The following is a 952-nucleotide window of genomic DNA, read 5'->3' on the forward strand; positions in this document are numbered from 1 at the left end:
GGTCCGGTTCGGCTCCAGGATGAACAGCGCCTTGTTGTAGTGCAGCGTCAGCGCCGCGGTCACCGTGCGCTGCTCGCGCCACACCATCTCTGCCTCGATGTTCTCGTGCGGCGCCAGCGGGCGGTGCAGATCGCGCGGGTCGAACGGGGTCCTGGCGAACTGCCGGTTGTGCCGGGCCATGTAGGAGGGGAGGAAGGCATTGGCTTCGTCGATGGTGGAGATGCCCTCCAGTCTCATCGCCTTGACCAGCCGGTCCTGCAACGTGCCGTTCGCGCGCTCGACGCGCCCCTTGGCTTGCGGCGAGTTGGCGCAGATGATCTCGATGTTGAGCGCGTGCAACGCCCGCCCGAGATGGGTCATGCCGTCGCCGTTCGCCGAGGCCGTGTTGTTGCGAAACGCGCTGTGCTTGTCGGAGTAAAGGGCCACGGGTTTGCCATGGCGCTCGATATAGCTGCGCGTCGCCCGCATATACGAGAAGGTGCTCTCGCTCTCCACCATCTCCAGGTGCATCAGCTCGCTGGTCGCATCGTCGATATAGACCAGCAGCGTGCATTGCGGGCCCCGGTCCTCGAACCACCAGTGTTTGGACCCGTCGACCTGGATCAGCTCGCCGCGGCAGTCCCGCCGATAACGCGGCTGGTACGGGCGAGGGCGGCGCGCTGCGCGGTCCTTCCACAGCCCCGCTGCCATCATCATCTGCCGCAGCGTCTCGCACGAGATTCGGATGCCGTGCCGCTCGGCCAGATACTCGCGCGCGAGCGTCGGCCCGAAGCCGCTATACTGCTCGCGCACGAGGCTGACGACCTGATCACGAACGGCATCGCCGTAACGCCGGTTGCTCGGACGCCCACGCTTGCGGGATATGAGCCCGGCTGCGCCGTCCTGCCGAAGTCGCTCCAGCAACCGGTAGATCTGTCGACGCTCAAGCCTCAGCAGCGCCATCGCGTCCGCC

General features: G+C 66.5%; 1 protein-coding gene. It reads right to left on the bottom strand.

Features of this window, described 5'->3' with window-relative positions; all coding sequences use genetic code 11:
• Positions 1 to 942, bottom strand: a 942-nt coding sequence (locus SSA01S_RS18870; protein ID WP_244885717.1) for an ISNCY family transposase, incomplete at its 3' end; no start/stop codon positions are given.
• Between the last annotated feature and the right edge of the window lie 10 nt (positions 943 to 952).

The sequence above is a fragment of the Sphingomonas sanguinis NBRC 13937 genome (assembly GCF_001591005.1).
Taxonomy (GTDB): domain Bacteria; phylum Pseudomonadota; class Alphaproteobacteria; order Sphingomonadales; family Sphingomonadaceae; genus Sphingomonas; species Sphingomonas sanguinis.